The organism is Kitasatospora sp. NPDC094028 (genome assembly GCF_049543595.1).
Lineage (GTDB): Bacteria > Actinomycetota > Actinomycetes > Streptomycetales > Streptomycetaceae > Kitasatospora.
In genome coordinates, this window is the sequence record NZ_JBMVFA010000014.1 from 103077 (window position 1) to 128278 (window position 25202).

24 protein-coding genes are annotated in these 25202 nt (G+C 72.5%); 13 read left to right on the plus strand and 11 right to left on the minus strand.

Annotation, left to right across the window (positions count from 1 at the left end):
* Positions 1-189: 189 nt before the first annotated feature.
* From ACPC54_RS21780 to ACPC54_RS21810, 7 genes are all read left to right on the plus strand, one after another.
* Entirely contained in the window at positions 190-1443 is a 1254-nt protein-coding gene (locus ACPC54_RS21780; protein ID WP_498966901.1) for an amidohydrolase, read from the plus strand.
* A gap of 264 nt (positions 1444-1707) precedes the next feature.
* Positions 1708-2784, plus strand: a complete 1077-nt coding sequence (locus tag ACPC54_RS21785; protein ID WP_498966902.1) for a BMP family lipoprotein — start codon at positions 1708-1710, stop codon at positions 2782-2784.
* Positions 2785-3133: 349 nt separating this feature from the next.
* On the plus strand, positions 3134-4672 hold the full coding sequence (locus ACPC54_RS21790; RefSeq protein WP_498967019.1) for an ABC transporter ATP-binding protein: 1539 nt from the start codon (positions 3134-3136) through the stop codon (positions 4670-4672).
* Positions 4673-4676: 4 nt separating this feature from the next.
* Entirely contained in the window at positions 4677-5846 is a 1170-nt protein-coding gene (locus ACPC54_RS21795) for an ABC transporter permease (protein WP_498966903.1), read from the plus strand.
* On the plus strand, positions 5843-7108 hold the full coding sequence (locus ACPC54_RS21800) for an ABC transporter permease (protein WP_498966904.1): 1266 nt from the start codon (positions 5843-5845) through the stop codon (positions 7106-7108). The genes ACPC54_RS21795 and ACPC54_RS21800 overlap by 4 nt, the downstream gene beginning before the upstream one ends.
* Positions 7105-7506 (plus strand): cytidine deaminase, encoded by a 402-nt coding sequence (locus ACPC54_RS21805; protein ID WP_498966906.1) that lies wholly within the window; start codon positions 7105-7107, stop codon positions 7504-7506. The genes ACPC54_RS21800 and ACPC54_RS21805 overlap by 4 nt, the downstream gene beginning before the upstream one ends.
* 107 nt (positions 7507-7613) lie before the next feature.
* Entirely contained in the window at positions 7614-8891 is a 1278-nt protein-coding gene (locus tag ACPC54_RS21810; RefSeq protein WP_498966908.1) for a thymidine phosphorylase, read from the plus strand.
* Between the two features lie 60 nt (positions 8892-8951).
* Here ACPC54_RS21810 and ACPC54_RS21815 read toward each other — a convergent pair whose 3' ends face one another.
* The gene (locus ACPC54_RS21815) at positions 8952-9506 is read right to left on the minus strand and encodes a Uma2 family endonuclease (RefSeq protein WP_498966909.1); all 555 of its coding nucleotides are present in this window, start codon (positions 9504-9506) and stop codon (positions 8952-8954) included.
* 26 nt (positions 9507-9532) lie between these two features.
* Positions 9533-10822, minus strand: a complete 1290-nt coding sequence (locus ACPC54_RS21820; RefSeq protein ID WP_498966911.1) for an MFS transporter — start codon at positions 10820-10822, stop codon at positions 9533-9535.
* Between the two features lie 92 nt (positions 10823-10914).
* On the opposite strand from ACPC54_RS21820, the gene ACPC54_RS21825 reads away from it, so the two are divergent.
* The 3 genes from ACPC54_RS21825 (at position 10915) to ACPC54_RS21835 (ending at position 13773) form a co-directional block, all read left to right on the plus strand.
* Positions 10915-11880 (plus strand): LysR family transcriptional regulator, encoded by a 966-nt coding sequence (locus tag ACPC54_RS21825; RefSeq protein WP_498966913.1) that lies wholly within the window; start codon positions 10915-10917, stop codon positions 11878-11880.
* 125 nt (positions 11881-12005) lie between these two features.
* Positions 12006-13163 carry an adenosine deaminase gene (locus tag ACPC54_RS21830; RefSeq protein ID WP_498966915.1) on the plus strand — a complete coding sequence of 386 codons (1158 nt, stop codon included), beginning with the start codon at positions 12006-12008 and terminating at the stop codon, positions 13161-13163.
* A gap of 223 nt (positions 13164-13386) precedes the next feature.
* A complete protein-coding gene (locus ACPC54_RS21835; protein ID WP_498966916.1) occupies positions 13387-13773 on the plus strand; it encodes a hypothetical protein in 387 nt (128 codons plus the stop codon).
* A gap of 84 nt (positions 13774-13857) precedes the next feature.
* Here the strand turns inward: ACPC54_RS21835 and ACPC54_RS21840 are convergent, their stop codons facing one another.
* Positions 13858-14043: a PspC domain-containing protein gene (locus tag ACPC54_RS21840; protein ID WP_498966918.1), complete on the minus strand. Its 186-nt coding sequence runs from the start codon at positions 14041-14043 to the stop codon at positions 13858-13860.
* Between the two features lie 396 nt (positions 14044-14439).
* On the opposite strand from ACPC54_RS21840, the gene ACPC54_RS21845 reads away from it, so the two are divergent.
* Positions 14440-15801, plus strand: coding sequence for a hypothetical protein (locus ACPC54_RS21845; protein ID WP_498966921.1), 1362 nt, complete (start codon positions 14440-14442; stop codon positions 15799-15801).
* 115 nt (positions 15802-15916) lie between these two features.
* Here ACPC54_RS21845 and ACPC54_RS21850 read toward each other — a convergent pair whose 3' ends face one another.
* Positions 15917-16429: a hypothetical protein gene (locus ACPC54_RS21850; RefSeq protein WP_498966922.1), complete on the minus strand. Its 513-nt coding sequence runs from the start codon at positions 16427-16429 to the stop codon at positions 15917-15919.
* Between the two features lie 146 nt (positions 16430-16575).
* Here ACPC54_RS21850 and ACPC54_RS21855 point away from each other — a divergent pair, with 146 nt between their 5' ends.
* Complete coding sequence (locus ACPC54_RS21855; protein WP_498966924.1) at positions 16576-17226, plus strand: PhzF family phenazine biosynthesis protein; 651 nt, start codon at positions 16576-16578, stop codon at positions 17224-17226.
* Between the two features lie 10 nt (positions 17227-17236).
* Here ACPC54_RS21855 and ACPC54_RS21860 read toward each other — a convergent pair whose 3' ends face one another.
* The 4 genes from ACPC54_RS21860 to ACPC54_RS21875 form a co-directional block, all read right to left on the minus strand.
* The gene (locus ACPC54_RS21860) at positions 17237-17869 is read right to left on the minus strand and encodes a VanZ family protein (protein ID WP_498966925.1); all 633 of its coding nucleotides are present in this window, start codon (positions 17867-17869) and stop codon (positions 17237-17239) included.
* Positions 17870-17955: 86 nt separating this feature from the next.
* Positions 17956-18267: a hypothetical protein gene (locus tag ACPC54_RS21865; RefSeq protein ID WP_498966926.1), complete on the minus strand. Its 312-nt coding sequence runs from the start codon at positions 18265-18267 to the stop codon at positions 17956-17958.
* On the minus strand, positions 18264-19820 hold the full coding sequence (locus tag ACPC54_RS21870) for an ATP-binding protein (RefSeq protein ID WP_498966927.1): 1557 nt from the start codon (positions 19818-19820) through the stop codon (positions 18264-18266). Before ACPC54_RS21870 ends, ACPC54_RS21865 begins: the two co-directional genes overlap by 4 nt.
* Positions 19821-19876: 56 nt before the next feature.
* Positions 19877-20557: a response regulator gene (locus ACPC54_RS21875; protein ID WP_045693468.1), complete on the minus strand. Its 681-nt coding sequence runs from the start codon at positions 20555-20557 to the stop codon at positions 19877-19879.
* A 589-nt stretch (positions 20558-21146) separates the two neighbouring features.
* On the opposite strand from ACPC54_RS21875, the gene ACPC54_RS21880 reads away from it, so the two are divergent.
* Positions 21147-21809: a SigE family RNA polymerase sigma factor gene (locus ACPC54_RS21880; protein ID WP_498967021.1), complete on the plus strand. Its 663-nt coding sequence runs from the start codon at positions 21147-21149 to the stop codon at positions 21807-21809.
* A gap of 162 nt (positions 21810-21971) precedes the next feature.
* On the opposite strand, the gene ACPC54_RS21885 is transcribed toward ACPC54_RS21880, so the two are convergent.
* The 3 genes from ACPC54_RS21885 to ACPC54_RS21895 form a co-directional block, all read right to left on the minus strand.
* Positions 21972-22610: an ATP-binding protein gene (locus ACPC54_RS21885; protein WP_498966930.1), complete on the minus strand. Its 639-nt coding sequence runs from the start codon at positions 22608-22610 to the stop codon at positions 21972-21974.
* 216 nt (positions 22611-22826) lie between these two features.
* Positions 22827-23732 carry an aldehyde dehydrogenase family protein gene (locus ACPC54_RS21890; RefSeq protein WP_498966931.1) on the minus strand — a complete coding sequence of 302 codons (906 nt, stop codon included), beginning with the start codon at positions 23730-23732 and terminating at the stop codon, positions 22827-22829.
* The gene (locus ACPC54_RS21895; protein ID WP_498966932.1) at positions 23725-25200 is read right to left on the minus strand and encodes an aldehyde dehydrogenase family protein; all 1476 of its coding nucleotides are present in this window, start codon (positions 25198-25200) and stop codon (positions 23725-23727) included. The genes ACPC54_RS21890 and ACPC54_RS21895 overlap by 8 nt, the downstream gene beginning before the upstream one ends.
* Positions 25201-25202 lie beyond the last annotated feature (2 nt).

Here is a 25202-nt window from a genome sequence, read left to right on the forward strand (position 1 = left end):
TCACCCGAGGACGTCAAGGGCGAGGTATCCGTGACCACCGGCCCGGGTGATCGTTGCACAAGGTAGATAACCCGGGAAGGCGGCTGAAACGAGATGTCATACCCACCTGTCCGGCCGGTATGCGCCCATCCGGGGATTGATTTTCCGGAAGTCGGGCCAAAACCCTCCGACAGGCCTACGCTTGGGGAGATGAACCGTCCTGAGCCCGCTCAGTCGGGTGCCACTCTCGCCGTCGCACGCCCTGCCGCCGACCTGCGCGCCCGAGTAGGCGCGCTGGAGCCGGAACTGATCGCCTTCCGCCGTGATCTGCACCGGCACCCCGAGCTGGGGCGCCAGGAATTCCGCACCACCGGGCTGCTCCGCGACCGGCTGGTGGCCGCGGGTCTGAACCCCCGGGTGCTGCCGGGCGGCACCGGCCTGCTGGTCGACATCGTCCCGCCCGGCACCGCCCCCGGCACCGAACTCCTGGCCTTCCGGGCCGACATCGACGCGCTGCCCATCGACGACGCCAAGACCGACGTCCCGTACCGCTCCACCGTCCCCGGCCGGGCCCACGCCTGCGGCCACGACGTGCACACCGCCGTCGTCCTCGGCACCGGCCTGGTACTGGCCGAGGCCGCCCGCGCCGGCGAACTGCGCCGGCCCGTCCGGCTGGTGTTCCAGCCGGCCGAGGAGGTCATGCCGGGCGGCGCGCTGGACGTGATCAAGGCCGGCGGGATGGACGGCGTGGGCCGGATCTTCGCGGTGCACTGCGACCCGAAGGTGGAGGTCGGCCGGATCGCCCTGCGGGTCGGCGCGATCACCTCGGCCTGCGACCGCCTGGTGCTGCACCTGGACGGCCCCGGCGGGCACACCGCCCGCCCGCACCTGACCACCGACCTGGTGACCGCGGTCGCCCGGATGGCGGCCGACCTGCCGGGCGCGCTGGCCCGCCGGATGGACCCGCGCTGGGGCGTCAGCCTGGTCTTCGGCCGGATCGCCGCCGGCTCCGCGCCCAACGTCATCCCGCAGCACGCCGAACTGGAGGGCACCGTCCGCTGCCTGGAGCTGGACGGCTGGCGCGAGGCGCCGGACCTGCTGCACGAGCTGATCGCCAAGCTCGCCGAGACCCACCGGGCCAAGTGGACGCTGGACTACCACCGCGGGGTGCCGCCGGTGGTGAACGAGGCGGTCTCCGTCACCCGCTTGGACGAGGTGATGCACGACCGTTTCGGTCGCGACGGGGCCCGGGTGGTGGAGGGCACCGAACAGAGCCTGGGCGGCGAGGACTTCTCCTGGTACCTGGAGCACGCCCCGGGCGCGCTGGCCCGGCTGGGCGTCCGCGCCCCCGGCGACACCGCCGTCCGGGACCTGCACCAGGGGCGGTTCGACGTGGACGAACGGGCGATCGGCATCGGCGTCGAACTCTTCGCGGCGCTGGCCCTGGAGGACGACCGGGACTGATCGTTCTCCGATCGTTCTCCACGGGCGCGTGATCGACACGTGGCGGGGACGTCGAGATCCTGGGTCCGGTCCGGTTCCGTAAACTGGGCCGGACCAGTCTCGGATCACCGTCCGCGCACGGGAAAAGAGCCTCGGGAAGACCTTCAGACCACGGTTTGATAACAACCCGAATGCTCCGGCAGCCCGTAACACAACCGTGTTCTACGCGCGTTACGGTGGCGTCCGACCACGCTAATCGGGTGCGTGTGAGAAGGAGAAACTCCCTTGCGCCGTTCAATGAAGCTCGCCGCGGTTGTGCTCTCGGGTTCCCTGGGCATGGCCTCGCTCGCCGCTTGCGGCGCAAAGAGCAATGACAACTCCAGCTCCTCGGGCTCGGCCGCCGCCTCCGGTGGCGCCTCCGACGGTCTCAAGGTCGGCATGGCCTACGACATCGGTGGTCGTGGCGACCAGTCCTTCAACGACTCCGCCGCCCGCGGCCTCGACAAGGCCAAGGCCGACCTGGGCGTCCAGGTCACCGAGGCCGAGGCCAAGCAGGGCGAGGCCGAGGCCGACAAGGAGACCCGCCTCAAGAACCTGGTCGACGGCGGCTACAAGACGATCGTCGCGGTCGGCTTCGTCTACCAGCAGGCGGTCAACAAGGTCGCGAAGGACAACCCGAACGTCAAGTTCGCGATCATCGACTCGAACGACAAGGACCAGCCGTCCAACGTCACCTCGCTGCTCTTCGCCGAGCAGGAGGGTTCGTACCTGGCCGGTGTCGCCGCGGCGAACAAGTCGAAGGCCCACCACATCGGTTTCATCGGTGGTGTGCAGTCCGAGCTGATCAAGAAGTTCGAGGCCGGTTACAAGGCGGGCGCCAAGTCCGTCGACCCGAACATCGTGATCGAGACCACCTACCTGACCACCCCGCCGGACTTCACCGGCTTCGCCTCGCCCGACAAGGGCAAGGAAGCCGCGCAGGGCCAGCTCGACAAGGGTGCGGACGTCATCTACTCCGCCGCCGGCTCCTCCGGCAACGGCGCCATCGAGGCCGTCGCCAACGCCAAGAAGCTCGCCATCGGTGTCGACTCCGACCAGGCCAGCCAGCCGGCCCTGGCGAAGTACAAGGACGCCATCCTGACCTCGATGGTCAAGAACGTCGACAACGCGGTGTACTCGTACATCCAGTCGGTCAAGCAGGGCCAGAGCCCGACCGGCATCAAGCTGTTCGACCTCAAGGCCGACGGTGTCTCCCTCGCCACCACCGGTGGCAAGATCGACGACATCCAGGACAAGCTGAAGGCCGCCGCCGACGGCATCAAGGGCGGCACCATCACCGTCCCGACCACCCCGGCCCAGTAAGGCCCGCTGGTCTCGGACGTCACGGCGCCTGCCGCCTGCCCGGCAGCGCGATGATCGACACAGTTCACGGGAGGGGCCCGGCAGGGTGCGCTCAACGCGTACCCCCGGGCCCCGTCCCGTCTCCCCCCGTTTCCCCCCTTGGCCCTCCGAGCGCAACGACGCGCCTCCAGACCACCAGGAGATCGCCATCACCGCATCAGACCCCGTCCCCCTGCGCAAGGACGGCACCCCCAGCGCGGGGACGGCGACAGCGGCCGTCGAACTGCGCGGCATCACCAAGCGCTTCCCCGGCGTCGTGGCCAACCACGACATCAACCTCACCGTCCGCACCGGCACCGTGCACGCCCTGATGGGCGAGAACGGCGCCGGCAAGTCGACGCTGATGAAGATCCTCTACGGCATGCAGAAGCCGGACGAGGGCACCATCGCGATCAACGGCGAGCAGTGCGAGTTCAACACCCCCGGCGACGCCATCGCCCGCGGCATCGGCATGGTGCACCAGCACTTCATGCTCGCCGACAACCTCACCGTGCTGGAGAACGTCGTCCTCGGCGGCGAGAGCCTCTACGGCATCGGCGCCAAGGCGAAGGCGAAGATCAAGGAGATCTCCGACCAGTACGGCCTGGGCGTGCGCCCGGACGCCCTGGTCGAGGACCTCGGCGTCGCCGACCGGCAGCGCGTCGAGATCATCAAGGTGCTGTACCGCGGCGCCAAGATCCTGATCCTCGACGAGCCCACGGCCGTCCTCGTCCCGCAGGAGGTCGACGCGCTGTTCGACAACCTGCGCGAGCTCAAGTCCGAGGGCGTCACCGTCATCTTCATCTCGCACAAGCTGCACGAGGTGCTGGCGGTCGCCGACGCGATCAGCGTCATCCGCCGCGGCACCACGGTCGGCGACGCCGACCCGAAGGCCGTCACCGCCCGCCAGCTCGCCGAGCTGATGGTCGGCGCCGAGCTGCCCTCCCCGGAGAGCCGCGAGTCGACCGTCACCGAGACCGAGATGCTCAAGGTCGAGGGCCTGCGGATCGCCAAGACCGACGCCGAGGGCATCGAGCGCGTCGTCCTCGACGACATCTCGCTGCGCATCCGCAAGGGCGAGATCCTGGGCATCGCCGGTGTCGAGGGCAACGGCCAGGCCGAGCTCGTCGAGGCCATCATGGGCATGCTGCCGCTGGACGCCGGCGCCGTCACCCTCGACGGCAAGGACCTCTCCGGCACCCAGACCCGGGCCCGCCGCGAGGCCGGCATCGGCTACATCCCCGAGGACCGGCACCGGCACGGCCTGCTGCTGGAGGCCCCGCTCTGGGAGAACCGCATCCTCGGCCACGTCACCGAGGAGCCCAACTCCAAGGGCATCCTGCTCGACCCGACCGCGGCCCGGGCGGACACCTGGCGGATCGTCGAGGAGTACGACGTCCGCACTCCCGGCATCGAGGTCACCGCGGCCTCGCTCTCCGGCGGCAACCAGCAGAAGCTGATCATCGGCCGCGAGATGAGCCACGAGCCCAAGCTGCTGATCGCCGCCCACCCGACCCGCGGTGTGGACGTCGGCGCGCAGGCGCAGATCTGGGAGCACATCCGGGTCGCCCAGCGGGCCGGCCTGGCCGTCCTGCTGATCTCGGCCGACCTGGACGAGCTGATCGGCCTCTCCGACACCATCCGGGTCATCTACCGCGGCCGCCTGGTCGCCGACGCCGACCCGGCCACCGTCACCGCCGAGGACCTCGGCACCGCGATGACCGGTGCCGCCAGCGGCCACCTGGAGTCCGAGCCGGAGGCCGTCGAGGAGTTCCACGAGACCCTCGTGGAGGGCACCGAGGCCGAAGGCGACGGCCCGTCCGACGCCACCCCGTCCGACACCGCCGAAGACCCGAAGGCGGGGGAGTAACCACATGACCAGTCCCAACCCCCCGGCCGGCACCAAGCCGCGCCTGGCGCAGCGGATCAGCGGTGAGCGGATCGTGCTCGGCCTCTCGGCGCCGCTGCTCGCGATCGTGCTCTCCGTCGCGATCTGCTCCGTGCTGCTGGCGACCTCGGGCAAGAACCCGTTCGACGCGTGGAACGTGATGATTCAGTTCGTCACCACGTCGGACCACCAGGTGCTGATCCTCAACCGGACCACCACCTACTACCTGGCCGCGGCGGCCGCCGCGTTCGGGTTCCGGATGAACCTGTTCAACATCGGCGTCGAGGGCCAGTACAAGTTGGCGGCGCTGTTCGCGGCCTTCGTCGGCGGCCAGCTCGACCTGCCGTCGTTCATCCAGATCCCGCTGCTGATGATCACCGCCATGCTGGTCGGTGGTCTGTACGCGAGCGTCGCCGGTCTGCTGAAGGTCTACCGCGGCGTCAGCGAGGTCATCTCGACCATCATGCTGAACTCGATCGCGACCGCGATCGTCGGCGTGCTGCTGGTCCCGGGCATCTTCGCGCCCAAGGTCAGCGGCACCAGCAACTCGATCCAGACCAACCCGGTTTCCGAGTCCAGCCACTTCTTCACGGTGGACGTCAACGGCAACCAGATCTGGGGCTTCCTGTTCGTCGCCGTCGCGGTCGGCGTGGTCTTCCAGTTCACGCTGACCCGCACCCGCTTCGGCTTCGACCTGCGCGCCACCGGCCGCTCGGAGTCCGCCGCGACCGCGTCCGGCGTGAACGTCAAGAAGATGATCGTCATCTCGATGGTCGTCTCCGGCGCGATCGCCGGTCTGATCGGCCTGCCCGAGCTGCTGCAGAACTCGTACAACTTCGGCCAGACCTTCCAGCAGAACCTGGGCTTCCTGGGTATCTCGATCGCCCTGCTCGGCCGGAACAGCCCGATCGGCATCGCCTTCGCGGCGCTGCTGTTCGCCTTCCTGGACGCGGCCGGCTCGGTCCTGCCGCTGCCCCTGAACGGCGAGTTCCCCTTCGAGATCGTCGACGTCATGAAGGGCACCATCGTCATCTGCGTCGTCGTCGCGTACGAGCTGGTCCGCCGCTACGGCCTGGTCCGCCAGCAGAAGCGGGTCGGCGCCCAGCTCGCCGCCCAGGCCGCCGCGGCCACTGAGACCAAGGAGGTGTCCGCGTGAGCACGGCAACTGCTGCCCGTCCGAAGGCGCCGGGCGCGCCCGCGAAGAAGCGCAAGCTGTCCTGGCCGGTCGTCCTGCTCCTGATCGCGGGCGCCCTGGTCCTGTTCGCCGCCGTGGGTATGTACACCGGCAACCACTCGCTGACCTCCTCCGGGCAGGTCACCGCCGCGCTCGGCGCCGCCGTGCCGATCGGCATGGCCGGTCTCGGCGGTCTCTGGTCCGAGCGGGCCGGCGTGGTCAACATCGGCCTCGAAGGCATGATGGTCGCCGGCACCTTCTGCGGTGCCTGGGCGGGCTACCTGGTCAACCCGTGGGTCGGCCTGCTGGCCGGCATGGCCGGCGGCGCGGCCGGCGGCCTGCTGCACGCGATCGTCACCGTCACCTTCGGCGTCGACCACATCGTCTCCGGCGTCGGCATCAACCTGCTGATCCCCGGCATCTGCGCGTACGTCAACCGGATCTACTACAAGGACTACGTCGCCTTCGGCGCCGGGCAGAACCAGTCCCCGCCGGCCGATCCGCTGCCGTACATCACCGTCCCCGGGTTGTCCTCCGGCCTGAAGGACATCGAGGCCCACCACTGGTTCTTCGTCTCGGACGTCGCCGGTGTGCTCGGCGGCCTGGTCACCAACCTCTCGGTGGTCGTGGTGCTGGCGGCCGCGCTGCTCGTGGCCAGCTACTTCGTGCTCTGGCGTACGGTGTTCGGCCTGCGGCTGCGCTCCTGCGGTGAGAACCCGACCGCGGCCGAGTCGCTGGGCGTCAACGTCTACAAGTACAAGTACATCGCGGTCATCGCCTCCGGCGCCTTCGCCGGCCTCGGCGGTGCGTACCTCTCGCTGGTCGCGGCGCACTTCTACAAGGACGGTCAGACGGTCGGCCGAGGCTTCATCGGCCTCGCCGCGATGATCTTCGGCAACTGGATGCCCGGCGGCCTCGCCATGGGCGCCGGCCTGTTCGGCTTCACCGACAGCCTCCAGCTGCGCGACCCGGACTCGGTGCACGGGCTGATCCTGATCGTCGGCATCGCGATGGCCCTGCTCGCGCTCTGGCAGCTGTACCGCCGCAAGTACACCGCGGCGGCCATCACCGCCGTGGCGTCGGTCGGCCTGATCTGCTGGTACGCCCTCACCGACCAGGTGCAGCGCCCGCTGATCGTCGCCACGCCGTACGTGATCACCCTGGTGGTGCTCGCGCTGGCCTCGCAGCGACTGCGGCCGCCGGCGGCTGACGGCCAGATCTACCGCAAGGGCCAGGGCAAGTGACCGCCCCGGCGGCCGCCGCGATCGACTGGGAGCGGCTGCGCGAGGCCGCGCGCGAGGCGATGGGCCGCGCGTACGCCCCGTACAGCAAGTTCCCGGTCGGTGCGGCGGCGCTGGTGGACGACGGCCGGCTGGTCAGCGGCTGCAACGTCGAGAACGCCTCGTACGGGCTCGGGTTGTGCGCCGAGTGCGGCCTGGTGTCCGCGCTGCACGCCACCGGCGGCGGCCGGCTGGTCGCCTTCACCTGCGTCGACGGCGCGGGTGAGCTGCTGATGCCGTGCGGGCGCTGCCGCCAGCTGCTCTACGAGCACGGCGGGCCGGAGCTGCTGGTCGACCTCGCCTCTGGCGTGAAGCCGATGCGCGAGGTCCTGCCCGACGCGTTCGGGCCGGAGCGGCTCTAGCCTCTGTTTCTGTTACGCGCGTAGAGTGTCGCGAGTGGGCCGGTACCCGGTCATCTCGCGGCACTCTTCGCATTTGATGCCTTTCTGAACCCCCTCTTGGAGCACGCATGGACGCCATCTCCGTCATCCGGACCAAGCGCGACCGCGGCGAGCTGAGCGACGCTCAGATCGACTGGGTCATCGACGCCTACACCCGTGGCGAGGTCGCCGACGAGCAGATGTCCGCGCTGGCCATGGCGATCCTGCTGAACGGCATGAAGCCGCACGAGATCAGCCGCTGGACCGACGCGATGATCCGCTCCGGCGTCCGGATGGACTTCTCCTCGCTGCCGCTGCCCACCAGCGACAAGCACTCCACCGGCGGCGTCGGTGACAAGATCACCCTCCCGCTCGCCCCGCTCGTCGCCGCCTGCGGTGCCGCCGTCCCGCAGCTCTCCGGCCGCGGCCTCGGCCACACCGGCGGCACCCTCGACAAGCTGGAGTCCATCCCCGGCTGGCGCGCCCTGCTCTCCAACGAGGAGATGATGGACGTGCTGCGCGACGCGGGCGCGGTCATCTGCGCGGCCGGCGACGGCCTCGCGCCTGCCGACAAGAAGCTGTACGCGCTGCGCGACGTCACCGGCACCGTCGAGGCGATCCCGCTGATTGCCTCCTCGATCATGTCCAAGAAGATCGCCGAGGGCACCGGCGCGCTCGTCCTCGACGTGAAGGTCGGCTCCGGCGCCTTCATGAAGAACCTCGACGACGCCCGCGAGCTCGCCCGCACCATGGTCGGCCTCGGCACCACCGCCGGTGTCAACACCGTCGCGCTGCTCACCGACATGTCCACCCCGCTCGGCCTCACCGCGGGCAACGCGCTGGAGGTCCGCGAGTCCGTCGAGGTGCTGGCCGGCGGCGGCCCCGCCGACGTCGTCGAACTCACCCTCGCGCTCGCCCGCGAGATGCTCGCCGCGGCCGGCGTGCACGGCAAGGACCCGGCCGACGCGCTGCGCGACGGCTCCGCGATGGACCACTGGCGCCGCATGATCGCCGCCCAGGGCGGCGACGTCGACGCCCCGCTGCCCGTCGCCCGCGAGCAGCACGTCATCCCCGCGCCCGCCTCCGGCGTGCTCACCGAGCTCGACGCGTACGCCGTCGGCGTCTGCGCCTGGCGCCTCGGCGCCGGCCGCGCCCGCAAGGAGGACCCGGTCCAGGCCGGCGCCGGCGTCGAGATGCACGCCAAGCCCGGCGACACCGTGGTGGCCGGCCAGCCCCTGCTGACCCTGCACACCGACACCCCGGACCGCTACGACTACGCCATCGCGGCCCTCGAAGGCGGCATCGAGGTCTCCCCGGCGGGCACGGCGTTCGCCCCGAACCCGATCGTGCTCGACCGCATCGCCTGACAGCGGTCATGAACGAGCCGCCCGCCGGTGGGTACCGGCGGGCGGCTCTGCGTTCCCACCTCAGGCGTACGTCCGCAGGACGCTGGTGTCGAGGGTCCACGGGCCGACGGTGATGGTGTCGCCGAACGCGAACTTCTCTCGGGACGCGTAACCGGGCTCGGAGTGTGCGATGCCGGTGCCGGTGCGGGGATCGACGATCAGGTAGAGCGGGATGCCCATGGCGGCGTAGTCGCGGACCTTGTCGTCGTAGTCGTTCTCCGGATCGGACTTCGAGACGATCTCGACCACCAGCAGGACTTCGTGGGGCAGGAGGGAGGCGTCTTCCTGCTCCAGCGTCTCCTCCGCGAAGACCATGAGATCCGGCCGCCTGAGCCGGCCCAGACCGGCGTCTTCCAGATCGGCGCCCGGGTGCGCGATGAACCCGGGGTGGGTGGTCGGCAGTTGGGCGTTGAGCTGCCGGGCGATGCGGAGCACGGCGAGCTCGTGGCGCTTCACCGGCGACATCGTCATGACGATCTCGCCGTCCGCGATCTCGACCTTCCCTATCCCCGGCACCTGCGGCAGCTGATCCGCGATCTCACGCAACCGGGCGTACACAGCAGGATCGATGCTCATATCCCGGACTTTATCGGCGACCGCTGTCAAGCGTCCGCGATCGCCCGTCTGGCCGTGTGGGCCTGGTGGGTGGCGTAGAGGGTGACGGTGGCGGCGAGAGTCATGGCGGTGAGGCCGACGGTGGCGGCGCCGGGCCAGCCGGTGGCGTGGTAGGCGTCGGCGCCGAGGGTGCCGCCGAGGCTGTTGCCGAGGTAGTAGGCGATCAGGTAGAGGGCGGAGGCCTGGGCGCGGCCCTCGGTGGCGGTGCGGCCGACCGCGGCCGAGGCGGTGGCGTGGCCGGCGAAGAAGCCCGCGGTGATGAGGACCAGGCCGAGTACGGCGCAGAGCAGGTCGTCGGCGAGGGAGAGCAGCAGGCCGGCGGTGGTGACGCCGATGGCGACGTAGAGCGCGCCGCGGCGGCCGAGGCGGGCGGAGAGGCGCCCGGCCGCGGCGGAAGTGCCGGTGCCGACCAGGTAGACCACGAAGATCGAGGCGGCGACCGACTCCGGCAGGTGGAAGGGGGCGGCGATCAGCCGGTAGCCGGCGGTGTTGTAGACCGCGCCGAAGACGGCCATGAAGAGCATGCCGAGCGCGTAAAGCCGGACCAGCAGCGGGTTGCGCAGGTGCCGTCCGACCGTGCGGGCGAGCGCGCGGGCGTCCACCGGGGCCGGGGTGAAGTGCCGGGCGGCGGGGATCAGCAGCCGGAAGGCGAGGACGGCGAGCAGGGCGAGGGCGGCGGAGGCGGCCAGGCCCCAGCGCCAGCCGAGGGCGGCGGCGGTCCAGCCGGAGAGGAGCCGGCCGCCCATGCCGCCGATGCTGTTGCCGGCCACGTACAGGCCCATCGCGGAGGCGAGGGCGCCGGGGTGGATCTCCTCGGCGAGGTACGCCATGGCGGTGGCGGGCAGGCCGGCGAGGGCGGCGCCCTGGAGGGCGCGCAGCGCGACGAGGGTGGTGAGGTCGGGCGCGAGGGGCAGGGCGAGGGCGAGCACGGAGGCGGCCAGGACGGAGGCGGTCATCACCGCGGTGCGGCCGTACCGGTCGGAGAGCGCGCTGGCGGGGAGCAGCCCGAGGGCGAGGCCGAGGGTGGCCGCGGAGGCCGTCCAGCTGGCCTGGCCGGGGGTGAGGTCGAGGTCGGCGGAGAGGACGGGCAGCAGGCCCTGGGTGGAGTAGAGCAGGGCGAAGGTGGCGATCCCGGCGGCGAACAGGGCCAGGTTGGCGCGGCGGAAGGCGCGTTGGCCGGGGCGGAGCCGGCCGGCGTGGTCGGGGGCGTGGTCGGGGGCGCGGTCGGCGGAGGCATCCGGGGCGGGCACGGATGCCCTGGTATCGGCGGGCTGCATGGTTTCGACGGTAGGACCGCGGCCGTTGATGCGTCCAATGCATCAAGCGGCGATGATCGATGCACTGGCGTATGAGGCGAGGCGGTGGCGGCATGGCGGCGGAAGCGGTGGACGGTACGGAGTCGCGGCACCGGGTGGCCGAGTTGGGGCCCGGTGAGCCGGCGCTGCTGCTGGCGCCCCGGCTGGCCCAGTTCGCGGCGGTGGCGCGGCTGGAGCACGTGACGCGGGCGGCGGCGCTGCTCGGGGTGCCGCAGCCGACGCTGTCGCGGGCGGTGGCCCGGCTGGAGGAGGAGTTGGGGGTGGACCTGCTGGCCCGGCAGGGCCGGACGGTCCGGCTGACCAGGGCCGGCCGGCTGCTGCTGGCCTCGGTGGAGCGGGCGCTGGCCGAGGTGGAGCGCGGCGCCGAGGCGGCCCGGGCGGAGGCGGACCCGGCGGCCGGGCGGGTGGCGTTCGGCTTCCTGCACACGATGGGGCCGGACGCGGTGCCGGCCCTGCTGCGCGGCTTCCGGGCGGAGCACCGGCAGGTGCGGTTCCAGCTGGTGCAGGACTACGGCGCGGCGATGCTGGAGCGGCTGCGGGCGGGCGAGTTGGACCTCTGCCTGGTCTCGCCGCTGCCGGACGACCCGGCGTTCACCGTCCGCCCGTTGGACGAGCAGCGGCTGCACCTGGTCGTGCCGGCCGACCACCGGCTGGCGGGCCGGCGGCGGATCCGGCTGGCGGAGGTGGCCGAGGAGCCGTTCGTCGGGCTGGAGCAGGGGTACGGGCTGCGGGTGATCTCGGACGACTTCTGCGCGCAGGCCGGGTTCGTGCCCCGGCTGGCGTTCGAGGGGGAGGAGGCCGAGACGCTGCGCGGGCTGGTGGCGGCCGGGCTGGGGGTTGCGCTGCTGCCGCCGGCGCTGGTGCCCCGGCCGGGGGTGGTGGAGCTGGAGGTGACGGCGCCGCGGGCGCGGCGGGCGATCGGGCTGGCCTGGGCGGCGGGGCGGCCGCTGACTCCGCCGGTGGCGGCGTTCCGGGATTTCGTGCTGTCCCGGCGGGGCCGGTTGTTGGAGCACGACTGACCCGGCGGGTCCGTCCGGGCTTTGGCGGATCGTATGGACCGACCGGTGGAATTCGGGGTGGAGTTTGGACCATCCGGCGGTGCGGTCGGTGGTGGGTCTACGCGCGTAGGGGCTATATTTCCGCAATGGAGAAGCAGATCCCCGTCACCACCGCGGGCACCGGCCCGCGCATCCCCACCCCCGAGCAGATCCGCCGCGCCCCCAAGGTCCTGCTGCACGACCACCTGGACGGCGGGCTGCGCCCGGAGACCGTCGTCGAGCTGGCCGCCGCGACCGGCTACGAAGGCCTGCCGACCACCGACGTCAAGGAACTCGGCGAGTGGTTCCGCGAGGCCGCCGACTCCGGCTCGCTGGTGCGCTACCTGGAGACCTTCGCGCACACCTGCGCCGTCATGCAGACCCGCGAGGCCCTGATCAAGGTCGCCGCCGACTGCGCCGAGGACCTGGCCGCGGACGGCGTCGTGTACGCCGAGGTCCGGTACGCCCCGGAGCAGCACCTGGAGGGCGGCCTGACCCTGGACGAGGTCGTCGAGGCCGTCCAGGAGGGCTTCCGGCTCGGCGAGGCCAACGCCCGCGCGGCCGGCAACCGGATCCGCATCGGCACCCTGATCACCGCGATGCGGCACGCCGCCCGTTCGCAGGAGATCGCCGAACTGGCCAACCGCCACCGGGACTCGGGCGTCGTCGGCTTCGACATCGCGGGTGCCGAGGCCGGCTACCCCCCCACCCGCCACCAGGCCGCCTTCGACTACCTCAAGGGCGAGAACAACCACTTCACCATCCACGCGGGCGAGGCCTTCGGCCTGCCGTCGATCTGGGAGGCTCTGCAGTGCTGCGGCGCCGACCGGCTCGGCCACGGCGTGCGGATCGTCGACGACATCACGGTGAACGAGGACGGCAGCGTCGAGCTCGGCCGGCTGGCCGCGTACGTGCGCGACAAGCGCATCCCGCTGGAGATGTGCCCCACCTCCAACCTGCAGACCGCGGCGGCCGCTTCGTACGCCGAGCACCCGATCGGGCTGCTCAGCCGGCTGAAGTTCCGGGTCACCGTGAACACCGACAACCGGCTGATGAGCGGCACCAGCATGAGCCAGGAGTTCGGGCACCTGGTGGAGGCCTTCGGCTACACGCTGGGGGACATGGAGTGGTTCACGGTCAACGCGATGAAGTCGGCGTTCCTGCCGTTCGACGAGCGGCTGGCGATGATCAACGACGTGATCAAGCCGGGCTACGCCGAGCTCAAGGCGGAGTGGCTGTTCAGTGCGGGCACCGGCGGCAACTGAGCCGTTTCGTTCACGCCCTTCGTCGGGTGAACGCCCTTTCTCCACAGGAAACTTGGCGTTCATCTGACTAATCGCTCGGGCGAGTGAACGCCCTTTGGTCCCGGCGCGAACCTCTCACTACGGTGTGCCAGTCATGCCGAAGACGGCGGTGGCGGCGGCGGTTCCGACCGCCCGCCGACCCCGCCCGACGCCGGCCACCGACGAGGACCCAAGGGGACGAACCATGAAGCAGGCTCTCAAGGCCGCCGGTACCGCGGCGCTCGGCATCGCCATCGCGGCGGTCGGCACCGGGGTGGCCTCCGCGGCCGACGGCCAGGCGGCCGGCGGCCTCGGGCTGCCCACCGGCGCGGTGACGAACCCCGCGGTGACCGGCGCCGTCACCGACACCGCCGCCAAGCTGCCCGGCGGCGACAAGGTGACCGGTGCGCTCGGCACCCTCGCCCCGACCGCGGGCCACGCCGCGGCCGCCCCGGCCCCGGCCGCCGCTCCGGCCGCGCCGGTCGCCGGCGTCACCCAGACGCGCGGTGCCGTCCCGACCATCCCGGGTGTCGACAAGACCCCGATCGGCGGGCTGACCGGCGCCCTGCCGCTGCCGGGTCTGACCGGCTGATCCGAGCCGCCGGCACGACGACGGGCCGCCCGCCCCGGTGAATCCCGGGGCGGGCGGCCCGTCGTCGTGGTTTCCCGCCGGTGCTCACGGCTCCTGGGGGAGCAGCACCCACAGCGCGAGGTAGACCAGGCACTGCGGGCCGGGCAGCATGCAGGACAGCAGGAAGATCAGCCGGACGGTCCACGGGGTGAGGCCGAAGCGCTCGCCGACCCCGGCGCAGACGCCGGCGATGACGCGGTTGTGGCGGGGGCGGGCGAGACGTGCGCTCATGACGACTCCCTGGGGTGGTGGCCCGGTCGGCCGGTCCGGCGGGCGTGATTCCATCTTCGGTGCGGACGGGCCCGGATTCCTCCGCCCGCGAGCCGATTCCTCCCCCCGATCGGTCACCGGTGGGAGTGACCCCATCCTCGGGGTACGCCTCAGGGGCACCCCCGAGGGCGGAGGTCCTGTGGCGGCGGGCCGAAAGTCCTCGCCCGCGGGTGGGTGGGGGCGGGGGTGGGGGCGGGAACCCCGTGGCGAAATGGTCGGACCGGCTGGATATGATTTCGCGCGTCGCCGATGTCGGGGGGCTGAACCGGCGACGCCTCTTCCGGGCTCAAAAGCCCCCTCACGTCTGCGATTTCGCGTCTTTCTCGGGCCCCGCCCGAATTCTCCCGTGAGGTTCCATTGCGCTACCAGCACCGCAGATTCCTCGCCGTCGCCGCAACTGCCACGCTGGTTTCCGGCGTCGCCCTGGCGTCGGCCCCGGCCGCCCTCGCGGCCGGCCCCGCCACCCCGGCCCCGGGGCCCACCGCGCCCGGCCCGCAGGGCCAGGCCTCGCCCGTCGTGGCCGTCACGAGCGGCTTCCCCGACACGGTCAAGGCGGGCACCTCGGTCGAGTTCACGACGGCCCTCAGGAACACCGCCGACCACCAGGTGAACGTGACGACCGGCTTCACCGTCGCGTCGTCCACCCTCAAGCAGGGTCAGCTCAAGCTGGAGTTCCAGCGCCCGGGCGGCACGCAGTGGCAGGACGCCAGGGTGAACGCCGCGTCCACCGGCGGCGTCTGGGAGCTGGACGAGTTCGCCACCCAGCTGCACCTGGCGGCCGGCGCGGAGGCCACCTACCGCCTGCGGCTGAGCTTCGCCGCCGACGCCACTCCCGGCCCGGCTTCCGCGGCGCTCTGCGCGGTGGTCACGGACCCGACCCTGCCCCCGTGGCAGGCCCCCACCCAGGCCTGGGGCGGAACGCCGAACTTCACCGTCGCCGGCAGCACCCCGGCCCCCGACCCGGCCCCCGCCGGGCTGCCGGAGGTCAGGGTCGAGGGCGCGCCCGCCGCCTTCACCGCGGGTGGCGAGGCGAAGACGTTCCAGCTGGTGTACGCCAACCACACCGGCAAGGACCTGCGGATCCTGCCGGCGGTCGTCTTCCAGGGCCAGAACGTGCTCCGCGGCGCCGCGACGAAGCTGGAGTTCCAGACCGCGAACGGCGACTGGCTGGCCGCCACGCCGGAGGAGTCGGAGATCCCCGGCACCCAGCTGCCCATGTGGCTGCGGTCCGGCAGCAAGGACGCCGACGTCATCGCCCTGCCCAAGGACGGGACCCGTTCGGTCAACGTCCGGCTGGCCTTCACCAAGGACGCCCCGGTGGGCGCCGAGTCGGTGTTCGCCAACGGCTACAGCCTGCCCGCCCCGGGCGAGCGCGAGGCCGGCACCTCCAGCGCCCCGATCGGCTTCCGGATCGAGCCCGCCGCGGGCGCGGCCGGCACCCCGGCCCCCGACCCCGCGGCCACCGATGCCACCCCGGCCGCCCCGTCCGCCGCCGGCGTTCCCACCGTCGCCCCGGCCGCGGCGGTCACCGGCACGACGCCGGATCGGGCCGCCGGGGCACCGGCCGCACCGGCCGCCACCGACACCCGGCTGGCCTCCACCGGCGGCGGCTCCTCGGCCGCCCCGATGGCGATCACCGGCGCGACCGCGATCGCCCTCGGCGTGGGCACCCTGATCGTGGCCCGCCGCCGCAAGGGCGCGCAGGGCGCCGGGAACTGACCCGGGCCCGGCACCCGGACCCCGGACACGGCGGAAGGCCCGCCCCGCACCACGGTGAGGTGGTGCGGGGCGGGCCTTCCGGCGTCCGGACGGGAGGTGTCCGTACGGGCGCGGTTCAGGCGACCGGCGGCTGCTGGGCCGGCGGCACGGGCTGCGCGTAGGGGTTGTCCGCGACGGGCTGCGCGGGCACGCCCGGCTGACCGGCCGGCGGGGCGAACGGCGCGGCCTGCTGCGGCGGGACGTTCGGGTTGTACGGCGCCTGCGGGGCGTTCGGGTTGTAGGGCGCCTGCGGGGCGTTCGGGTTGAACGGCGCCATCTGCTGAGCGGCCTGCTGCCCCTTGGTCTTGGCGTTGCTGCGTTCCACGATGGCCTTCACCATGTAGACGATCAGCAGCACCGGCAGGACGAACAGCTTGTAGTACAGGGTGTAGGTGCCGCCCTCGAACACGAACGTCATGTAGTAGGCGTAGTAGAGCAGCCCGAGGCCGGCCGCGATGGCGAGGATGCGCGGGAGGAACTTCACGCCGAAGGCGAAAGCGCCGAGGCCCAGAAGGAGGATGCCGCTGACTGCGAGCGCCACGACGTACCAGGAGAACAGCGGTTCGGCGCTGAAGTCGAGATTGTTCAAGGGGGGCTTCCTGTGACAGGAGTGAAAAAACGGCAGCGCCGTTCGGGGACGAGAGCGCACAGTACTGGAGGCGGCTGACATCCGTCGTCGCCTTTTCATCACGGTGTCGTTTCGCTCTGCCGCAACGGCTATTGACGAGGTGGGAAATGGTCGACTATGAGGTGTTGCGGGTCTTTTGCGGGCCCGACGGCCGGTACGGGAACGCGCTCGGCGTCGTGCGCGCGGGCGCGGCGCTGCCGCGGCGCGCGGACCGTCAGGCGATGGCGCGTGAACTCGGATTCAGCGAGACGGTGTTCGTCGACGACCCGGCGGCCGGTGCGATCGACATCTACACGCCCACGGTACGACTGCCCTTCGCCGGCCACCCCTGCGTGGGCGCGGCCTGGCTGCTCGGGGTGGATCGGCTGGTCACCGAGGCCGGGGTGGTGGGCGTCCGCCGCGCGGACGGGCTGACCCGGATCGAGGCCCGGCCGGAGTGGGCGCCGGGGCGGACGCTGCGCCGGTACGACTCGGTGGCCGAGGTGGAGGCGCTGGAGGTGCCGCCGCCGGGGGAGTGGATCTACGCCTGGTGCTGGCAGGACGAGGCGGCCGGGACGGTCCGGGCGCGGGCCTTCCCGGGGCGGGGCGACGGGATCGACGAGGACGAGGCGACCGGCGCGGCCGCCCTGCTGCTGACCGCGCACCTCGGCCGGGCGCTGACGATCACCCAGGGCGCGGGCTCGCAGCTGATGACCGGGCCGCGCCCGGGCGGGCTGATCGAGGTCGGCGGCCGGGTGGTGCCCGAGGCGGCGGCCTGACGAGCGGGCCCTAGGACGCGGGCGGTGTGGCCCCGGCGGCGACGGTGGCGACCGGGGCGACGACGGCCGGGGCGACGACGGCGGGAGTGACCATCGTCACCGCCGGGCCGGCCAGCACGGCCGTCCGCGCGGTCCGCGCCGCCCGGGCCCGCGGCCGCCGTTCCCGCAGCAGCCGCCGCAGTCCGGGCACCAGCGCGAGGTGGGTGACGGCGACGCCGATCACCGCGAGCAGGATGTGGTCGACGTTGAGCACGTGCCCGGGCGTCCAGGAGGAGAGGAACTCCAGGCCGGTCGCCAGCAGGGCGGAGACGCCGGTGGTGCGCAGGAAGGACGGCAGCCAGCGCGCCCGCACCCGCCCGCCGGCCAGCGGGAGCAGGACGCCGAGCGGTGCCAGCAGCAGCAGTTCGCCGAGCACCTGCCAGCCCGTCGAGGACCGCAGCGAGGCCAGCGGCGTCAGGTTGGCGTCGTACACCCAGGCCACCGGGAGGGGCCGGAGGACGACCAGCCAGAGCACCACCGTCAGGTGGCAGACCAGCCCCGCCAGCCCGGTACGGCGCAGGGATCGGTGGACGACCGCCGCCGGCCTGGTCTCGGTCCGTGCGCCGGAACGCCCCTCGCGTGTCCTGGTGCCATCTCGCTGCACGGGGGGAACGACGCGAGCCGGTGGCGCGGTGGTTCCACGCCGGGCGCGAACATTCCGGAACGCGCCCCGGGTGCCTTCGCAGGAGGTCAACGGCAGCCCGCGGTCGGGACCGCGCTGAACACGTTGTCCGGCGGCGGGCTGCCCGGCGGTACCGGGGTGGGCGACGGGCTCGGCGTGCCCTTGGCGACCCCGCGGGCCGGGGTGGCGGCCGGCGCCGGACCGGTCGGAGTGGCCAGCGCGGGCGGCACGTGCGGGGCGGTCGGGCAGGCCGTCCGGCTGGCCGGGGCGCCGGCGTCGACCGGCACGGCGGTCGGCCGGATGCCGCAGCCGGAGGCCAGCGCGAGCAGCAGCAGTATGCCGGCGGCGCGGCGTGCGATGGTGCGGTCGAGGGAGGTCACGTGGCGTCCTTAGGCTCGGCGGCGTCGCGGGGCGAGCCGTCCTCGGGCCCGTCCGCGGGCGGCGCGGGCGGCGGGGGCGTCGGCCGGTTCACCGGCAGCGTGAGGGTGAACACCGCGCCGGTCTCCCCGTTCGCCGCCGTGATCGTCCCGCCGTGGATCTGCGCGTTGGCCATCGCGATCGACAGCCCGAGGCCGCTGCCCTCCGAGCGGGCGCGCCCCCGGTCGGCCTTGTAGAAGCGGTCGAAGACGTGCGGCAGCACGTCCTCCGGGATGCCGGGGCCGCTGTCCGAGACCTCGACCACGACGGTGTCCGCGGTCTGCCGGACCTTCACCCGCACCGGCGAGCCGCCGTGCTTGAGCGCGTTGCCGATCAGGTTGGCGAGGACCACGTCCAGGCGGCGCGGGTCGACGACGGCCAGGATGCCGCGCGGGGCGTCCAGTTCGACGGCGTCGTACCAGGCCCGGCCGTCGATGCAGGACATGATCAGGTCGGAGATGTCCATTTCGTCGGCGACCAGCTTGGCGGTGCCGGCGTCGAAGCGGGTCACCTCCATCAGGTTCTCCACCAGGTCGGACAGCCTCCGGGTCTCGCTGACCACGAGCCGTACGGCCGGCTCGATCATCGGGTCCAGCGACTCGGCCTCGTCCTCCAGGATGTCGGTGACGGCGGTCATCGCGGTCAGCGGGGTGCGCAGCTCGTGCGACATGTCGGCGACGAACCGCCGGCTCTGTGCCTCGCGCGCGCTCAGCTCCTCCACCCGGTCGTGCAGCGCCTCCGCGGTCCGGTTGAACGTCCGCGCCAGGTCGGCGAGTTCGTCCCCGCCGTCGACCTCCAGCCGGGTGTCCAGGTGCCCCTCGCCGAGCCGCCGGGCGGCGTCGCCGAGCCGGCGGACCGGCCGCAGCACCGTCGCCGAGGCGGCCTGGGCGAGCAGCGCCGAGCCGATCAGCGCGAGCAGGGTGGCGATGGCCAGCGACATACCGAGCGTGTTGAGGTCGGCCCGCTCGTTCTCCAGCGACTTGAACATGTAGGCGGTCGGGCCGTTCGACACCACCTTGGTGCCGCCGATCAGGTACGGCCGGCCCTCCAGGTTCTGCCGCTGCCAGTACAGGTGGTACCGGTACGGGTTGGTCTCGGTGAGCTCGCGCGGCTTGGCGACGGTGGACTGCAGCGGGGCCGGGACGTCGGCCAGCGTGAAGTGCGTCGGGTCGGAGGAGGCGGAGCAGCCCGGGTTCTCCGGGGCGACCACCACCACGTCGTAACTCAGCCCGGAGCTGGCCACGTTGGTGGCGAGCTGGGTGAGGTCGCCGCAACTCGGCTGCAGCGGGAGGTCGGAGACGCTGCGGCTGAGCGAGACCCGGAAGTCGTTCAGCGCGGTGTCCTGGGCGCGCTTGAGCACCGCGTCGCGGTTCAGCCAGTACGCGATGCCGGAGGCGGAGACCGCGGCGAGCAGGGCGACCGCGGCGAACACCGCGATCAGCCGCACCCGCAGGGAGCGCAGCCGCCGCCACGGGCCGGCCGGGATGCGCCGGGCTGTCGTCTGATGGTCAGTCACAGGAGCCTGTCGTCGTACGGGAGTTCAGGAAGCGGTGCGGCCGGGCCGCGGGCCGGTCAGCCGGTCGGCGGGTCCAGCCGGTAGCCGACGCCGCGCACGGTGCGGATCAGCGTCGGCGCGGACGGCACGTCCTCGACCTTGGCCCGCAGCCGCTGCACGCAGGCGTCCACCAGCCGGGAGTCGCCGAGGTAGTCGTGCTCCCAGACCAGCCGCAGCAGCTGCTGGCGGGAGAGCGCCTGCCCGGGCCGGCGGCTCAGTTCCAGCAGCAGCCGCAGCTCGGTCGGGGTGAGCTGGAGGTCCTGGCCGTCCTTGGTGACGGTCATCGCCGCCCGGTCGATGACCACGCTGCCGTACGCGGAGGAGTCCGAGCTCTCCCGCTCGCCGCGGCGCAGCACGGCCCGGATCCGCGCGTCCAGGACGCGTGGCTGCACCGGCTTCACCACGTAGTCGTCCGCGCCGGACTCCAGGCCGACTACCACGTCGATGTCGTCGGAGCGGGCGGTCAGCAGGATGATCGGCAGCTGGTCGGTGCGGCGGATCCGGCGGCACACCTCGAAGCCGTCGATTCCGGGCAGCATCACGTCCAGCACGATGAGGTCGGGCCGCTGCTCCTTGAAGAGCCTCAGACCGTCCTCGCCGGAGGCGGCGGTGGCCACACGGTGGCCCTGGCGGGTGAGGGCGAGTTCGAGGCCGGTCCGGATGGCGTCGTCGTCCTCGATCAGTAGGAGGAAAGGCACGGCCCCATTTTGGCCCACCCGCAGCGCCGAATCACCCCCCGGACCGGTCACCGCCCGTACGGGAACCGGAAGGACGGTCACCGGCGTCCGCAAGGGATGGAGGCGGAGCAGGACGAAGGGCCCGCCCCTGTGACACCCCTGTGACAGTCGGCGGACAGCGCCATCACAACCGCCGGGCAGGATTTTCCATGTCGCCGCAGGACAGCGGGCCGGAGATCCGGCCGGCTGGAGGGCGGCAACCGGAACCGCTCGTACCGAACCAAGGGGGCGCACGATGACCGCCATGCTTCAGACCCGGACCAACCCGGCTGTCCGCACCGCGCGTCCGTCAGCCGCCCCCCGGACCCGGTACGAGATCAGGACCGACGAGAACTCCGGTGCCGTGACCGTACGGGGGTGCGCGCACAGCGCCGGGAACACTGTCGCCTGCCGGGTGAGCGGCGGCGGCAGGACGGGGGAGCAGTACGGGATCGGCCGGATGGGGAGTGCGGCCGACTCCGCCACCACCCTCACGCTGCGGGGGATCCTCCCCGTCCGCGTCGAGGGCAAGGACGCCCTGGGGGGCGCTCGGGGGAACGGGGGGAACGGCCTGCGGGCGGTCGGCTCGGGGGAGCCGACCGGTCGCGAGGCCGCCGGTGCGACGCTGCTGCGGCTGAACCCCGCGGCGGCCCGCACCACCGAGGCGGGACAGGGAGACGCGCGGGGGGAGCACCGCGGCGTCGCGGAGGACCACATCACGGAGTTCACCGCGTACGTGCGCGAGCGTCGCGCCTCCCTGTACGCCACGGCGTACCACCTCACCGGTGACCGGTACGAGGCCGAGGACCTGCTGCAGAGCGCGCTCTTCAGCACCTACCGCGCCTGGGGCCGGATCACCGACAAGGCCGCGGTCGGCGGGTACCTGCGCCGCACCATGACCAACCTGCACATCTCCGCCTGGCGGCGCCGCAAGGTCAACGAGTACCCGACCGAGGAGCTGCCCGAGCAGGCCGGCGACACCGACGCGATGGGCGGCACCGAGCTGCGCGCCGTGCTCTGGCAGGCGCTGGCGAAGCTGCCGGAGAACCAGCGGACCATGCTGGTGCTGCGGTACTACGAGGGCAAGACCGACCCGGAGATCGCCGACGTGCTGCAGATCAGCGTCGGCACGGTCAAGAGCAGCATCTGGCGCGCGCTGCGCCGCCTGCGTGAGGACGAGCACCTGAACAAGTCGGGCGACACCGTCCGGGCGTTCGGCGAGTTGGTCGCGTAGCGCACGAGAACTCCCGTCGGGGGACGGGAACGGACGGTCACGGTCCGGGGGCAGGACTCGGGGGAGTTGCCCGTGGGGGAGCCGAGGACCGTTCGGCAAGGCGAAGGGCCCGGTGCGGGGGAGACGCACCGGGCCCTTCGTCGTGTCCTCGTGGGGGGCGGTTCAGACCGCCGAGAGCTCCCGCCGCGCGGCCACCGCGCGGATCCGCCGTTCGGCCTCCGGCCCGGCGCACGGGGACGAGCCGAGCGCGACCTGCCGTCCGACGATCGACCGCTCGGCGCGCATCAGCCGCAGGCCCCGGCGCAGCAGCACCGGCAGCGACTTGCGGCCCTCCCGGACGTCCCGGCGCAGCCGGCGCCAGGCCGTGGTGAGCGCGCCGTTGCGCAGGCACAGCGCGTCGCCGAGCAGGCCCTGCTCGGCGCACTCGGCGACGATCTCGGCGGCGAATATGCCCTCGGCGATGAACGCGCCCGCGCCGTCCAGCTCCAGGGCGCGGGTGGCGATCCGGCCGTTGTCCGGGATCGAGTAGACCGGCACCTCGGTGCGCCCGTGCTCGTGCAGGGCGCGGATGGCGGCCACGGCCTGGTCGCGGTGCCAGGCGAGCGGGGAGTCCCAGTCCACGGCGCCGTCCGGCAGCCGGGGGAGCGTCGGGTCGTCCCCGTCCTTGTAGAAGTCGTCGAGCTGGAGCACGGGCAGCCCGCTGCGCTCGGCGAGCGAAGACTTCCCCGATCCGGACGGGCCGGAGAGCAGGATCACCCGGGCGTGCGCGGCCGGTGCGGGGTTCATGGGGGAGTCACTCACGGGACACCAGTCTGACGCATCCCGGCCGGTTGCCGAAACCGGTGTGCTCACACCTTCTCGGCGGGTGCCCCGGCGGGAGGGTCCGGGAAAGTCGACGGACCCGCACCTGGGGGGGAGAGGTGCGGGTCCGTCCAATGACCGTCCTGGCCCTGGGGGGGAGAGGGCACTGGGGACGGCCAGCCTGTGGAGTTGTTCACCCGGCGGAGAGCCGGAGGGTCAGATCCCCATCGGGTGCCAGACCGTCTTCGTCTCCAGGAACGAGAGTAGCCGGTCCGTACCGGGCGCATTGGTCCAGTCCTGGGCGAACGGGTCCAGCTCCGGACGGACCACCCGCTTCAGGGTATCCGCGGCGGCGGCTTCCAGCGCGGGCGCCGCGCCGGGACCGTCGGCGGCGATCGCGCCGGTGAGGTCCAGCGCGTTGACGTCCTGGTGCGAGGCCAGGGTCGGGGCGATGTCCGCCGTCTTGCCCGAGATGATGTTGACCACGCCGCCGGGGACGTCCGAGGTGGCCAGCACCTCGCCCAGGGACAGCGCGGGCAGCGGGGCGTCCGCGGCGGCCGCGACCACCACGGTGTTGCCGGTGGCGATGGCGGGGGCGATCACCGAGACCAGGCCGAGCAGCGAGTGCCCGTACCCGGCCTGCGGGGCGACGATCCCGACCACGCCGGTCGGCTCCGGGGTCGACAGGTTGAAGTACGGGCCGGCGACCGGGTTGGCGCCGCCCGCGATCTGGGCGACCTTGTCCGTCCAGCCCGCGTACCAGACCCAGCGGTCGATCGCGGCGTCCACCAGCGCGGCGGCTTTCTTCGGGCCGATGCCCTCGGAGAGCGCCACCTCGGCGGCGAACTGCTCGCGCCGGCCCTGCAGCATCTCGGCCACCCGGTACAGCACCTGGCCGCGGTTGTACGCGGTGGTGCCGGCCCAGCCCTTGACGGCCGCGCGGGCGGCCAGGACGGCGTCGCGGGTGTCCTTGCGGGTGCCCAGCGGGGCGTTGGCGAGCCACTCGCCCTTTGCGTCGGTCACCTCGTACACCCGCCCGCTCTCGGAGCGCGGGAACTTCCCGCCGACGTACAGCTTGTAGGTCTTGAGGACGTCAAGACGCGCGAAGGTCGTGTCAGACATCGAGGTAGGCCTCCAGACCGTGGCGGCCACCCTCGCGGCCGTAGCCCGACTCCTTGTAGCCGCCGAACGGCGAGGTCGGGTCGAACTTGTTGAAGGTGTTGGCCCACACCACACCGGCCTTGAGCCGGTTGGCCATCCAGAGGATGCGCGAGCCCTTCTCCGTCCAGATGCCGGCGGAGAGGCCGTACGGGGTGTTGTTGGCCTTCGCGACCGCCTCGTCGGGCGTGCGGAAGGTCAGCACCGACAGGACCGGGCCGAAGATCTCCTCCTGGGCGATCCGGTGGGCCTGGCTGACGCCGGTGAACAGGGTCGGCTTGAACCAGAAGCCGGTGCCCGGGAGTTCGCAGGCCGGCGACCAGCGCTCGGCGCCCTCGGCCTCGCCGGCGTCGGTCAGCGCGGTGATCCGGGCCAGCTGCTCGGCGGAGTTGATGGCGCCGATGTCGGTGTTCTTGTCCAGCGGGTCGCCGACCCGCAGGGTGCCCATCCGGCGCTTCAGGGCGTCCAGCAGCTCGTCCTGGACCGACTCCTGGACCAGCAGGCGCGAGCCCGCGCAGCAGACGTGGCCCTGGTTGAAGAAGATGCCGTTGACGATGCCCTCGACGGCCTGGTCGATCGGCGCGTCGTCGAAGACGATGTTCGCGGCCTTGCCGCCCAGCTCCAGCGACAGCTTCTTGCGGGTGCCGGCCAGCTGCTTGGCGATCGCCCGGCCGACCGGGGTGGAGCCGGTGAAGGCGACCTTGTTGACGTCCGGGTGCGCGGTGAGCGCGGCGCCGGTGCGGCCGTCACCGGTGACGATGTTGACGACGCCCTTCGGCAGACCGGCCTGGCGGCAGATCTCGGCGAAGCGCAGCGCGGTCAGCGGGGTGGTCTCGGCCGGCTTCAGGACGACCGTGTTGCCGGTGGCCAGGGCGGGCGCGATCTTCCACGCCAGCATCAGCAGCGGGAAGTTCCACGGGATGACCTGGCCGGCCACACCCAGCGGCTTCGGGTTCGGGCCGTAGCCGGCGTAGTCCAGCTTGTCGGCCCAGCCCGCGTAGTAGAAGAAGTGCGCGGCGACCAGCGGCAGGTCGACGTCACGGGTCTCGCGGATCGGCTTGCCGTTGTCGATCGACTCCAGCACGGCCAGCTCGCGGCTGCGCTCCTGGACGATCCGGGCGATCCGGAACAGGTACTTGGCGCGCTCGCTGCCCGGCAGCGCCGACCAGTCGGCGAAGGCCTTGCGGGCGGCGGCGACGGCGCGGTCCACGTCCTCGTCGGTGCCCTGGGTGAACTCGGCGAGCACCTGCTCGGTGGCCGGGTTGACCGTCTTCAGGGCCTCGCTGCCGGAGGAGTCGACGAACTCGCCGCCGATGAAGTGGCCGTAGGAGGTGGCGATGTCACCCGCGGCGGCGGGGGACTCGGGGGCCGGGGCGTACTCGAAGAGGCCGGCCTTGCGCACGGGCTCCTCGATGGTCTTCTTCTTGGCCATGG

Coding starts and splice junctions, on each gene's coding strand:
- ACPC54_RS21780 (WP_498966901.1), top strand. CDS start 190: ATGAACCGTCCTGAGCCCGCTCAGTCGGGTGCCACTCTCGCCGTCGCA.
- ACPC54_RS21790 (WP_498967019.1), top strand. CDS start 3,134: ATGGGCGAGAACGGCGCCGGCAAGTCGACGCTGATGAAGATCCTCTAC.
- ACPC54_RS21795 (WP_498966903.1), top strand. CDS start 4,677: ATGACCAGTCCCAACCCCCCGGCCGGCACCAAGCCGCGCCTGGCGCAG.
- ACPC54_RS21810 (WP_498966908.1), top strand. CDS start 7,614: ATGGACGCCATCTCCGTCATCCGGACCAAGCGCGACCGCGGCGAGCTG.
- ACPC54_RS21815 (WP_498966909.1), bottom strand. CDS start 9,506: ATGAGCATCGATCCTGCTGTGTACGCCCGGTTGCGTGAGATCGCGGAT.
- ACPC54_RS21820 (WP_498966911.1), bottom strand. CDS start 10,822: ATGCAGCCCGCCGATACCAGGGCATCCGTGCCCGCCCCGGATGCCTCC.
- ACPC54_RS21825 (WP_498966913.1), top strand. CDS start 10,915: ATGGCGGCGGAAGCGGTGGACGGTACGGAGTCGCGGCACCGGGTGGCC.
- ACPC54_RS21830 (WP_498966915.1), top strand. CDS start 12,006: ATGGAGAAGCAGATCCCCGTCACCACCGCGGGCACCGGCCCGCGCATC.
- ACPC54_RS21835 (WP_498966916.1), top strand. CDS start 13,387: ATGAAGCAGGCTCTCAAGGCCGCCGGTACCGCGGCGCTCGGCATCGCC.
- ACPC54_RS21840 (WP_498966918.1), bottom strand. CDS start 14,043: ATGAGCGCACGTCTCGCCCGCCCCCGCCACAACCGCGTCATCGCCGGC.
- ACPC54_RS21855 (WP_498966924.1), top strand. CDS start 16,576: ATGGTCGACTATGAGGTGTTGCGGGTCTTTTGCGGGCCCGACGGCCGG.
- ACPC54_RS21890 (WP_498966931.1), bottom strand. CDS start 23,732: ATGTCTGACACGACCTTCGCGCGTCTTGACGTCCTCAAGACCTACAAG.
- ACPC54_RS21895 (WP_498966932.1), bottom strand. CDS start 25,200: ATGGCCAAGAAGAAGACCATCGAGGAGCCCGTGCGCAAGGCCGGCCTC.